This is a genomic window from Sporosarcina sp. FSL K6-3457, assembly GCF_038007285.1.
Lineage (GTDB): Bacteria > Bacillota > Bacilli > Bacillales_A > Planococcaceae > Sporosarcina.
In genome coordinates this window covers 1,503,797-1,514,752 of sequence record NZ_JBBOWX010000001.1, presented here as the reverse complement: position 1 = coordinate 1,514,752, position 10,956 = coordinate 1,503,797, and the positions used below count along the sequence as shown (strand labels likewise).

Here is a 10,956-nt window from a genome sequence, read left to right as displayed (position 1 = left end):
GTTCTTTTCTACTACTTTACAGGACTACAGCATAAAAATGAATTCCTTCCCTCTTTCCTACGATTTCCAAACTAGTAGTTGACCTTCCTGATTAGATATGCTTATAATAGGGCAAATCCAATTGCATAAGATTCACCGCTAGGGGTGCTCGAACAGAGCTGAGAGAGGCATGTGCCTTAACCCTTATAACTTGAACTGGTTAATACCAGCGTAAGGAAGAGGTGCTGACATAATTCTGCCGGTCTGTTTTCCGGATAACTTTGACTGTCTACAACCCACTTCTTCTTCAAGGAGTGGGTTTTTACGTTGTTGGGCAAAATCAAAGGGAGTGTTTTAGTTATGAAATTCACTGATCGCTTGCTGGAAAAGACATTACCAATTTGGAGACAGAATCACAGTCACCCTTTTGTACAAGGGATTGGCGATGGGACGCTTGATCCGGATAAATTCAGATTTTATATGGTGCAAGATTACTTGTATTTAATTGATTATGCGAAAGTGTTTGCGATTGGTGCTGTGAAAGCAGATGACCTGGAAACGATGGGCAAATTCGCCACACTCCTTGATGGCACGCTCAACACGGAAATGGCGTTACATCGAAACTATGCCGAGCGCTTTGGAATTTCTGAACAGGAACTTGAAACAGCAAAGCCCTCGCCAATTGTTCTCGCGTATACGCACTATATGTTACATGTTTGTCAAAATGGGACGGTTGCGGAAGTCATTGCGGCATTATTACCTTGTGCATGGAGTTACTGGGAAATTGGCAAGGAGCTAAACGCCATTCCAGGTGCTGCCGACCATCCGTTATACGGGGATTGGGTACGTATGTATGCATCAGAGGAATTCGGCGAATTGGCTAGTTGGTGCATCGATTTAATGGATAAAGCAGCGGCTGGAAAACCGGAACACGAACTGTTGAAACTTGAAGAAATCTTCCTCAATACAACGCGATTCGAATACATGTTTTGGGATATGGCCAATGACAAACAGATGTGGCCTGGGAATGAAATCGCTCATGCTGGCGTTTGACAAGGTTTCATTCAGCTATCCATCCGGTAGCATGATCCTTGATGAGGTGAGCTTGACAATTCTTCCTGGAGAGTTTATTTCGATTGTTGGTGTTAGTGGTTCCGGAAAAAGCACGATTTTCCGCCTCGTTACAGGGTTAGCTGAACCATCCATTGGCTCTATTACACTTGCAGGGGATCAAAATGGAAAGCGACTAGGTAAGGTGGGCTATATGCCGCAGCAGGATTTGCTGTTACCATGGCGGACAATTATAGAAAATGCTTGTCTGCCTCTCGAAATGAACGGAATAGATAAGCAATCTGCACGTGAAAATGTACTACCTTTATTACATGAATTCGGTCTTGCAGGAACAGAGGACAGCTATCCTGCTGAACTATCAGGTGGCATGAAACAGCGCGTCGCTTTTCTACGCGCTGTCCTTTCCGGCAACCCCCTTCTTTTATTGGATGAACCGTTTTCGGCACTCGATGCGATTACACGGCTATCTATGCAAGAATGGTTAATTGACCAATGGAAAAAGCGACAAGCTACCGTATTATTCATTACGCATGATGTGGAAGAAGCTTTATTTCTATCCGACCGTATTTTTTTATTGAAAAATAAACCAGTCACTTCAATTGAAGAAATCGACATCCCACTGGCAAGACGGCGAACAAGAAGTGATAGTCATCACCCGGAAATGATTATGTTGAAAGAGCAGTTGCTCCGTCAGCTACGAAGCGAGGTCCGCGTATGAAAAACGCCCCTTCCCTTGTCATCATTGTCCTGTTCGTCGGTGTCTGGGAGCTTGGTGCACGACTATTCAATAAACCGTTCATCCTGCCTTCACCTAGTCAAATTGCTGTGCGCTTTTGGGAGCTGAAGGATGTATTATTACTGAAGCATTTGCCCGTCACCTTGCTAACGATTGTCATTGGACTTGTTATTTCAATTAGTTTTGGCGTTGCTATCGCTGTCTGGATGTCTGCCAATTTGAGTGTGCGTAAAGCGCTCTATCCCATTTTGATAGCGTCCCAAATGATTCCCATTATCGCGTTGGCACCTATTTTTGTCTTGTGGTTCGGCTATACCATTTGGAGCAAAGTTGCCGTCACCGTGCTGATCACTTTTTTTCCAATCACCGTCAATACATTCGACGGACTGTCTTCCGGGACAAAAGACATGCGCGAACTTTTTTTAACGATGGGAGCCACGAGAAAAGATATTTTCTTGAAATATTCCGTGCCAACCGCCCTGCCTCACTTCCTTTCAGGCTTGAAGGTCGCTGTAACACTCAGCGTAATCGGGGCAGCTATCGGAGAATGGCTTGGTGCACAAGCAGGGCTCGGATACTTTAGCCGCCGAATGATGACACAGTTTGATGGTGCTGCCGTGTTTGCTCCCATCGTCGTACTAACCGTCGTTGGAATTGGATTATTTAGTTGCGTGGCTTATTTGGAAAATCAACTATTAAAATGGAGGTTGAAAAGTTGAAGAAGATTACATTATCATTAACGAGCATCGCATTAATTCTACTACTTAGCGCATGCAATCAAGAAGAAACGAAAAAGGTGAGCATTATGCTCGATTGGTATCCAAATGCCGTACATAGTTTCCTCTATGTTGCAGAGGAAAAGGGCTATTTTGAAGAGGAGGGCATTGAACTGGATATCCAGTTTCCTGCAAATCCAACTGATCCTATCAACCTTGCTGCCGCGGGAAAAGTGACACTCGGGATTACCTATCAGCCTGATGTCATCATTGCACGATCCGAACAAGACATTGGCGTAAAATCAGTTGGTGTCCTCGTTCGCTCCCCGTTGAATCATGTCGCCTTCTTGAAGGAAAGCGGTATCGAATCACCAAAGGACTTAGAAGGGAAAACCGTCGGCTATACTGGTATCCCATTAAATGAAGCCATGCTTCAAACGATGATGGATGCTAACGGTGCTGACTTTAGTAAAGTAAATATGGTCGATGTTGGTTTCGAACTAAATTCTTCATTGATTGCAAAGAAAGCGGACGCTGTCATCGGTGCGTATATTAATCATGAAGTCCCCTTGCTCGAATATGAAGGATTCCCTACAGGCTATATCGACCCAACAGACTTTGGCGTCCCATCGTTTTACGAGCTTGTCGTCGTGACAAGTGATGACACATGGAAAAATGAGCAACAAAATATTGGAGCATTTTGGCGCGCAGTTGGCAAAGCTTTCGACGATATCGAAAAAGATCCCGAAGAAGCGCTGTCTACTTTACTAAAACACCAAGATGAAGCCAACTTCCCATTAGTCGAAGAGGTAGAAAGAGAATCCCTGTCTGTACTCCTTCCAAAAATGAAATCGCCTGGAACCTTTGGCGAACAGGACGAAGAGACATGGAAAGTGACGGCCGATTGGATGAAGGAAACAGGTTTATTGCAAAAAGAAGCTAATCTTGAGGGCATCTATGTGAATATGAAATAAGAAAAAGCTTAAAATGAATTCACTAATAATGCGTAAGATACTAAAAAGAGTCATGCGTCATCTATCATAAGATGTTGCATGACTCGCTTATTTTTTATTCCCCTAATCCATCGGCAATCATATCGGCATTCCATTTGATCATCTTAATATAGGTGTCGCCGTCACTACCGGCTTTCCCCAATGAATCCGTAAATATTTTTCCATGGATGGGTACTCCTGTTTCTCTCGATACCATCTCCATACTCCGTGGATCGACGCTGGATTCTAGGAACAGTGATGGAACCCCCTCCTCTTTCACTATGCTAATAATGCTCTTCAGTTGCTCTGGCGTCCCTTCACTATGTGAATTAATTTCCCAAATGTAGGCAGCCTGGAAGTCATAGGCAGCCGAGAAGTATTTAAATGCCCCTTCACTCGTGACAAGGATACGTTTTTCTTCTGGAATCGCATGCATCATGTCAATAATCTCTTCATGAAGCGTATTTAGCTCCGCAATATATTTTTCAGCGTTTTTGTCATAGGCATCTGCATTAGCAGAATCGATTTTCTTTAATGCCTCACGAATATTTTCAACATATTTGATGCCATTCCGCACATCGAGCCAAGCATGTGGATCCTCTTCATTCTTATGTTCATCTGAACTAAGAAGCATTGGTTCAACACCCTCACTCACACGAACAACATTGTCATCTGTCACTGATTTACCAGCGGTTTCAATCATTTCATTAAACCAAGAATTTCCTTCTTCTAAGTTCAATCCATTATAAAAGATAACATCAGCATCCGTCGTCAAAACAAGATCCGCAGGAAGTGGGTCATAATTATGGGGATCTGATCCGATAGGCGCTAAACTATGCACCTCTACATGATCTCCTCCAACATTTTTTATCATATCGTAAACGATTGAATAGGTCGTAACAATTTTCAACTTTTCATTTTGTTCTTTTGGTGAAGTCTCTCCTTGGCTACATGCAGATACCAAAACCGCAATAGCCATTGTTGCGAACAATAAAATCAGTTTCTTCATTAATAATCTCCCTCTCAAACAATAATTGTTTTTTTCCGTTTCGTTCGAATGCTTCGCAATAAAACCCCTTGTTTCGGTGAAAATAATAAAGATAAGATAAACATCGTTGTCGCCACGAGAACGATTGTTGCACCTGATGCCAGATTATAGGTGAAGCTTAAATACAAGCCACCTACTGCAGAAACCGCGCCGAAAAGTGCTGACAAGCCAATCATCACCGATAAGCGATCCGTCAATAAGTAGGCCGTCGAAGCCGGCGTAATGAGCATAGCAACAACAAGGATAATACCGACCGTCTGTAACGAGGCAACTGTCACAAGTGTCAACAACGTCATCAAAAAATAATGAATCAACTTCGTCGGCAAACCGTAAGCTTGTGCCATAATCGGATCAAAAGAACTGACGAGCAATTCTTTATAGAATAGATAAACGCTACCCAACACAATGACTCCAATGATAAGTGTAATCCACATATCTGAAGGCCTAACTGCCAATACATTTCCAAATAAAATATGATATAAATCGGAGCTACTTTTCAGCGCTGTAATGAGCAGGATACCTAGAGCAAACGCTGCCGTAAAAACAATTCCAATCGAGGAATCATTTTTCACCCGACTATTTTGACTGATGAAACCAATTCCGACAGCTGTAAGGATACCTGTCGCCACTGCCCCTATGAAGAAATTGATGCCTAACATATACGAAATGGCCACGCCAGGTAATACGGCGTGGGAAATTGCATCACCCATTAGCGCCATTCCACGTAATATGATAAAACATCCAATGACTCCACAAATCACACCGACCATAACAGACGTCAATAGAGCCTTTTGTAAAAATTCATACTCGATTACTGAATGCATAAAATTCATCATGTTGTCATCACCATTTCCTCTAAAAAGGATAACTGCCCACCATATGCCTTCGCAATATTACGCGGCGTAAACACTTCCTTCACATCTCCACTTGATATTAGCTCTTTATTCAACAACAGAAGCTCATCAAAGTATTTTTCTGCTTTGCTTAAATCATGGTGAACAACAATAATTGCTTTCCCTTCATCCCGCAACTCTTTTAAAATCCTCACAATCACCTCTTCACTTGCTACATCAATCCCAACAAATGGCTCATCAAGAAGAAATAAATCAGCTTGCTGAGCGAGCGCACGTGCTAAGAAAACCCTTTGCTGCTGTCCTCCAGATAATTCACCGATTTGTCTGTCCTGAAACGCTAACATATCTACCTTTTCCAGACACTTCAATGCCAATTCCTTTTCTTTCTTCCCCGGTCTTTTCAGTAGACTAACAGACGGATACGTACCAATCAGCACGGTTTCCTTCACCCGAATCGGAAAATCCCAGTCAATTGCACTTCGTTGTGGAACGTACGCAATCCGTTTACGCACTTCTTTCAACGTAGAACCCATGATATCTATTTCACCCGAATCCTTTGGAATTAAGTTCAAAATTGCTTTCAACAAAGTTGACTTACCTGCTCCATTTGGACCGATAATCCCCACAGACTTCCCCATAGAAATTGCAAACTCAATATCGTGTAGCACTTCTTTTCCGTAATAAGACACATGTAAATTCGACACAGCGATTGCATTTTTCATTTCACGGCACCTCCATATAACTATTGATATGCAATAAGTTTCCTTAAGGCAACTTGTAGCGTAAATTTTTTTGCCCTCGGGAAACTTTATAGGCAAAAAAAATGAATTCAGCTGTTCTTTCCCAAGGGAAACTTTCTGTCTCTATAATAAAAGATTTAAGATGAAATGTAAAGCAAAAGTTTTTCTTGATGGGGTAGACGCAGAACTGGGGCACCTAATCGAGAAACTGCAACACCTTTTCACATAACTGCGATACCCGATTGAAACTTGACTACCTATTTCGCAAACTCGGACACCCCGGCGAGAAACTGGGACACCTACTCACTAAACTGCGACACCCGATTGAAACTCGACTACCTATTTCTCAAACTCGGACACCTACCAGATAAACTGCAACACCTTTTCACATAACTGCGACACCCGATTGAAACTCGGATACCTATTTTGCGAACTTGGACACCTATCCGAAAAACTGTGACACCTTTTCTCATAACTGCGACACCCGATTGAAACTCGGCTACCTATTTTGCGAACTTGGACACCTAATTGAGATACTGAACTACGAATTCGACAAACTCGGCTACGCAATGGAAACCCTAAAAAAATGAGGACACCATTATCACGGCATCCTCATTTCACTATACGATTAACTTTATAGATCACTCAACGCAATAACTTCCCCTGTCACTGCATCTACCGCTTCTGCGGCATCCAGCAATCCACATAAAATATATTTCCCTGTCAGTTCATCATAGACGTACGTCGGATCGAGTGTGATATATGGTACCATTTTCTCAAACGCTTCGTCATGTGTAACAACAGCTTGTTCCGCTGGGGCAAATGTCTCAAATATCTCCATCATTGCTCCATTATCTACGAAATTCAAGACAGACATATTTTCTGGTTTGATGAATACAACAAATTTACGTTTAAATATTGTCGATTTTTTTGTCGTAAATCTACAATGCGCTTCTATGAAATTCTCTTGACGTCGAAGTTCTGCAAGCTGCCATTTTCCTGATTCATGTGGGTATTCAGACCGTAAAACATCACGGACAACCTCTTTACTGCGCTCAATTTGATCGTCGGTCAACAGCAATTTATCATTAACAAGACCAAATGCCTCTTCGACCGTTGATTCAGAAACGAAGGTTAGTTCTTCACGCTCAAATGTTTGCGCAAGCGGATGATCCCATTCCACTATTTCTCCCACTTTTACGATTGTTCGTTCATGTTCAAAAAACGGAATGATTCGCTGCCCATCTACTGTCACAAATACTTCCTCCATCGCGTATGCCGGAACGAATCGGTTATCTAATTCAGATGGAAACTCTACTAGCTGTAACTGTTTTTTTACAAGTGGCTCTATCTCTTCTAGCGTTAGCGTGAATGCGGATTTCATGATGTCCTCCTGATGAGGAGCTCTACCATATCTTGAATATGAAGTAAGTTTACCCATTTCATCAAATTTCACATTTATCATAAAAGCTGGAGACATTCTAACGCCTTCTATATCCATTTCAAATTGGAACTCATCACTACTTGCTTGCGTTAGTTTAAAATCAATCCCGTATGTTAACCCTGTTTGCTTTTCAAGCCAAGCCGCCACTTCTTCAGGTGTTTTCTTTACAAATGGTGCTAGCGTTGAAAAAGATTGCCCTAGGGTGAAAATAACACTGTCAAAACACTGTTCTTGAATATTATATTCAAGACATGCAGTACCTTCCGGATTCATATCTTCTTCTATTGTCTCGTTCAATTCTTTCGGAAACCACTCCATATTCACAACATAATACGCTTCACCTTTTGCATCTCTATGCTTAGAAATCGAGTGTCTTTCCAACTTATACGCATCCAACCCAAACTTCACGTGCGCCTCATCAGCAATCTGCTGTAATCTCTCGTCCATGCTTCCACCCTTTTCTTATGTATATAGTCAAAAAGAAAAGCCGATTGCGCGTAGCAGTCAGCTCTCCATTTCGTTCATTCAAAAAATACTTTATCGACATTGTATTTCGCACGTTGCGTATTAATAATATACGTTTCGTAAATTTCGCGTTCCATTGGATCTTCAACGATAATAACGGAAATTTGTTTAACCTCGTTGCGGTGATCTTTAATCGGTGACACTGTGTCCTCAAAATGCTTCTTGACACGTTGACGAAGTTTACGCGCTTTCCCAGCGAACAGCAATTCATCTTTATTGTTATAAAACAAGATGATACCGCCTTTATCGCGAGGAATTTCATGTAAATCAATAAAGCCATAAATCGGTTTAATCGGCGCAACACCCGGAGCCATTTCTTGCTTACGCTGCACAATTGTTATATCTGCATTTGGTACTGTAATTGTAATCAATTCAACTTCACGTCCTCTTCTAATCTAAACACAAATAGTACCACAAAACTGCTTAAAAAGCGAAGCAGAGTGGCAAACACTTAATATTATCTTGCACGTTGTAGTGCTAGTACATCCGCACGAGTACCTAAAAATTCACCATTTAGAATCGTTACTTTATCATCGATTCGTATTGCTAAGTCATGAGTCGCACCAATTTTTTCATTAATCTGTTTCATTTCTTGCTTAATACTTGAAACCTCTTCCTTCACTTCAGTCAACTCGACTTTTATTCCTGAAATGTCTTCCTTCATCCCCGCAATGTCACTCTTCACTTCTACCATATCTTCGGTAAGTGTCTTAACATCCTCCACAAGCACCTTAACAAAGCCCGATAAATCAGTGATAGCTGTCAAAATCATTGTATTTGTTATTTCCATACACCCATTCCTCCCCCGTAATATAGTCCCGTATCGTTTACTTCATCACCTAATTATCGGACATTACTCGCCATTTCACAAGTGGAAGGTTGTAGAAATATAGCGGTTTATAAATTAGTTTAAAATGAATACTCGAAAAAGATTGACCTTTCTTTCATCTTCATGTAAAGTACTTTCTAATAACTATAAGCGTTGAAGAGAAAAGTAAAGTGCATAGGATTTCTCACAGAAAGCTTCGGTCGCTGAAAAGAAGCAGAAAAACTCCACTTGAACAATGGCCTCTGAGCTCTGCGTTGAACGTGCAACAAGTTTGCATCAGTAGATTAGCGGCGGGAATTGGTACCCGTTATCTATATCACAGTCTAAAATCCATCCTGGTAGGATTTTGTACTTGCTGAGGTTGTCTATGTGAATAGGCAACGAAAAAAGGTGGTAACACGAGCATTCATCTCGTCCTTTTCAATCAATTCATGATTGAATCGGGCGGGATTTTTTGTTTTTAAATTTCATATACTTTAAAATGAGGAGAGTGCTTTGTATGACAACAGGTCTATTAGTTTTTCAATCAGATTTCGGTAAAAGTGATGGGGCAGTTAGCGCCATGCATGGTGTAGCAAACGCCGTTCAACGCGGAATTCCTATTTATGAAATTACACATCAGATTCCACAATATAATATTTGGGAAGCGTCTTACCGTTTACTACAAGCAATTGGTTATTGGCCTGACAATACGGTTTTCGTATCGATTGTTGACCCTGGTGTAGGTTCAGAACGGCGTGGGATTGTCGCTAAAACGGTCAACAACCATTATATCGTGACGCCAGATAATGGTACATTAACACATGTAGCGCAATTCATTGGCATTACTGAAGTACGAGAAATTGACGAAACAATCAACCGCCTTCCGAACTCTGGTGAATCCCATACATTCCACGGGCGCGATATTTTCGCTTTTACAGGTGCACGGCTCGCTGCGGGCGTAATCCAATTTAATGATATTGGCCCTATCCTTGATACAGAAAAAGTAATTGCTTTACCATTAAAAATATCGAAAATAATCGATGAAGTGATCACGGGAAATGTCGATATTATCGATAGACCTTTTGGAAATCTATGGACCAATATTAGCAGACAACAATTCAAGGAAATTGCACAGCAGCATGGTGACTCATTCGAAGTCGCCATCACCACAGACGGGCGCACCATATACAACAACATCATGACATTCGGTCGATCCTTTGCAGATTTACACATTGGCGAGCCACTCGTCTATGTCAATTCCCTCGACAATATTGGTATCGCCATCAACCAAGGGTCATTTGCAGATGCCTACCGTGTTGGAACAGGTACGAATTGGCAAGTCACCATTCGCAAAGCCCCGAGAATTGTTTATGAATAAATCCCGAGAACTAAATAAATGTAAAAAGGTGAGTATCTGCTTTCATCAGCAAATACTCACTTTTCTTTATACTATATAGATTGGACAAGGAAATAATTAGATAACACTCCCTTACTCCAGCAATTGTTTATCAATAGCTCCATAATCCCCATCATCACCAAAAAGCTTAACCAATTGTTGCTTCGCTTTATTTTTTATATCGTCATCGATATGCTGCATGATTTTCATGACGGCTGCCGCAATCACACTGGCATCATCTACAAGCCCCACTACCGGGATGAAATCAGGGATTAGATCGACAGGGAAAATAAGATAGCTGAGTGCACCGACAACAATCATTTTTGACGATTTTGGCACTGTTGGACTTTTGGCTGTGTAGAATAGCAGTAAACTGTAATATATTGTTTGCTTTCCAGCCTGTTTACCGTAATTCTTAACCTTGTCCCAAAACTTTTTATCAGAATAATGGTTGTCAGTTGTTGCTATTGTAGATTCCGGATCAAAATCCTTCAATTTCTCTTCATAATTCCGCTGTTTATTTAACATGATGGACCCCCCACATAAGCACTTAGTACATTAATTCTACATGGTACGCATCGTAAAGTCATTTGTTAACCTACAGCTAATCCTCTTCTTTTTCACTCCTCTCCTTCATACGATGA

The 10,956-nt window shown here is 41.4% G+C and carries 12 protein-coding genes and 1 riboswitch; of the genes, 5 read left to right on the top strand and 7 right to left on the bottom strand.

The features are described from left to right. Positions 1–130 precede the first annotated feature (130 nt). A riboswitch (TPP riboswitch) is annotated at positions 131–234 on the top strand. Between the two features lie 105 nt (positions 235–339). The 4 genes from tenA to N1I80_RS07460 are packed head-to-tail and all read left to right on the top strand — an operon-like array spanning position 340 to position 3,476. Continuing rightward, a complete protein-coding gene (tenA, locus tag N1I80_RS07475; RefSeq protein WP_340737265.1) occupies positions 340–1,032 on the top strand; it encodes a thiaminase II in 693 nt (230 codons plus the stop codon). After that, positions 1,007–1,768 (top strand): ABC transporter ATP-binding protein, encoded by a 762-nt coding sequence (locus N1I80_RS07470; RefSeq protein WP_340737264.1) that lies wholly within the window; start codon positions 1,007–1,009, stop codon positions 1,766–1,768. Before tenA ends, N1I80_RS07470 begins: the two co-directional genes overlap by 26 nt. After that, positions 1,765–2,505: an ABC transporter permease gene (locus N1I80_RS07465; protein WP_340737263.1), complete on the top strand. Its 741-nt coding sequence runs from the start codon at positions 1,765–1,767 to the stop codon at positions 2,503–2,505. The genes N1I80_RS07470 and N1I80_RS07465 overlap by 4 nt, the downstream gene beginning before the upstream one ends. Beyond that, positions 2,502–3,476, top strand: a complete 975-nt coding sequence (locus N1I80_RS07460) for an ABC transporter substrate-binding protein (RefSeq protein WP_340737262.1) — start codon at positions 2,502–2,504, stop codon at positions 3,474–3,476. The genes N1I80_RS07465 and N1I80_RS07460 overlap by 4 nt, the downstream gene beginning before the upstream one ends. A gap of 94 nt (positions 3,477–3,570) precedes the next feature. On the opposite strand, the gene N1I80_RS07455 is transcribed toward N1I80_RS07460, so the two are convergent. From N1I80_RS07455 to N1I80_RS07430, 6 genes are all read right to left on the bottom strand, one after another. After that, positions 3,571–4,503, bottom strand: coding sequence for a metal ABC transporter substrate-binding protein (locus N1I80_RS07455; RefSeq protein ID WP_340737261.1), 933 nt, complete (start codon positions 4,501–4,503; stop codon positions 3,571–3,573). Positions 4,504–4,517: 14 nt separating this feature from the next. Further along, entirely contained in the window at positions 4,518–5,375 is an 858-nt protein-coding gene (locus N1I80_RS07450; RefSeq protein ID WP_340739992.1) for a metal ABC transporter permease, read from the bottom strand. Next, a complete protein-coding gene (locus tag N1I80_RS07445; protein WP_340737260.1) occupies positions 5,375–6,118 on the bottom strand; it encodes a metal ABC transporter ATP-binding protein in 744 nt (247 codons plus the stop codon). The genes N1I80_RS07450 and N1I80_RS07445 overlap by 1 nt, the downstream gene beginning before the upstream one ends. 652 nt (positions 6,119–6,770) lie before the next feature. Continuing rightward, on the bottom strand, positions 6,771–8,027 hold the full coding sequence (locus N1I80_RS07440) for a hypothetical protein (protein WP_340737259.1): 1,257 nt from the start codon (positions 8,025–8,027) through the stop codon (positions 6,771–6,773). A 74-nt stretch (positions 8,028–8,101) separates the two neighbouring features. Beyond that, complete coding sequence (locus tag N1I80_RS07435; RefSeq protein ID WP_445683698.1) at positions 8,102–8,419, bottom strand: nucleotide excision repair endonuclease; 318 nt, start codon at positions 8,417–8,419, stop codon at positions 8,102–8,104. Between the two features lie 143 nt (positions 8,420–8,562). Next, positions 8,563–8,895 (bottom strand): hypothetical protein, encoded by a 333-nt coding sequence (locus N1I80_RS07430; RefSeq protein WP_340737257.1) that lies wholly within the window; start codon positions 8,893–8,895, stop codon positions 8,563–8,565. 538 nt (positions 8,896–9,433) lie between these two features. Between N1I80_RS07430 and N1I80_RS07425 the strand changes: the two genes are divergently transcribed. Further along, positions 9,434–10,294: an SAM hydrolase/SAM-dependent halogenase family protein gene (locus N1I80_RS07425; protein ID WP_340737256.1), complete on the top strand. Its 861-nt coding sequence runs from the start codon at positions 9,434–9,436 to the stop codon at positions 10,292–10,294. 111 nt (positions 10,295–10,405) lie between these two features. Here the strand turns inward: N1I80_RS07425 and N1I80_RS07420 are convergent, their stop codons facing one another. Continuing rightward, on the bottom strand, positions 10,406–10,840 hold the full coding sequence (locus tag N1I80_RS07420) for a YkvA family protein (protein WP_340737255.1): 435 nt from the start codon (positions 10,838–10,840) through the stop codon (positions 10,406–10,408). Positions 10,841–10,956: the final 116 nt, after the last annotated feature.

Bases quoted from the DNA above. Each gene is read 5' to 3' on its own strand.
- tenA (WP_340737265.1), top strand. From the start codon at position 340: ATGAAATTCACTGATCGCTTGCTGGAAAAGACATTACCAATTTGGAGA.
- N1I80_RS07470 (WP_340737264.1), top strand. From the start codon at position 1,007: ATGAAATCGCTCATGCTGGCGTTTGACAAGGTTTCATTCAGCTATCCA.
- N1I80_RS07465 (WP_340737263.1), top strand. From the start codon at position 1,765: ATGAAAAACGCCCCTTCCCTTGTCATCATTGTCCTGTTCGTCGGTGTC.
- N1I80_RS07455 (WP_340737261.1), bottom strand. From the start codon at position 4,503: ATGAAGAAACTGATTTTATTGTTCGCAACAATGGCTATTGCGGTTTTG.
- N1I80_RS07450 (WP_340739992.1), bottom strand. From the start codon at position 5,375: ATGAATTTTATGCATTCAGTAATCGAGTATGAATTTTTACAAAAGGCT.
- N1I80_RS07445 (WP_340737260.1), bottom strand. From the start codon at position 6,118: ATGAAAAATGCAATCGCTGTGTCGAATTTACATGTGTCTTATTACGGA.
- N1I80_RS07440 (WP_340737259.1), bottom strand. From the start codon at position 8,027: ATGGACGAGAGATTACAGCAGATTGCTGATGAGGCGCACGTGAAGTTT.
- N1I80_RS07435 (WP_445683698.1), bottom strand. From the start codon at position 8,419: ATGGCTCCGGGTGTTGCGCCGATTAAACCGATTTATGGCTTTATTGAT.
- N1I80_RS07430 (WP_340737257.1), bottom strand. From the start codon at position 8,895: ATGGAAATAACAAATACAATGATTTTGACAGCTATCACTGATTTATCG.
- N1I80_RS07425 (WP_340737256.1), top strand. From the start codon at position 9,434: ATGACAACAGGTCTATTAGTTTTTCAATCAGATTTCGGTAAAAGTGAT.
- N1I80_RS07420 (WP_340737255.1), bottom strand. From the start codon at position 10,840: ATGTTAAATAAACAGCGGAATTATGAAGAGAAATTGAAGGATTTTGAT.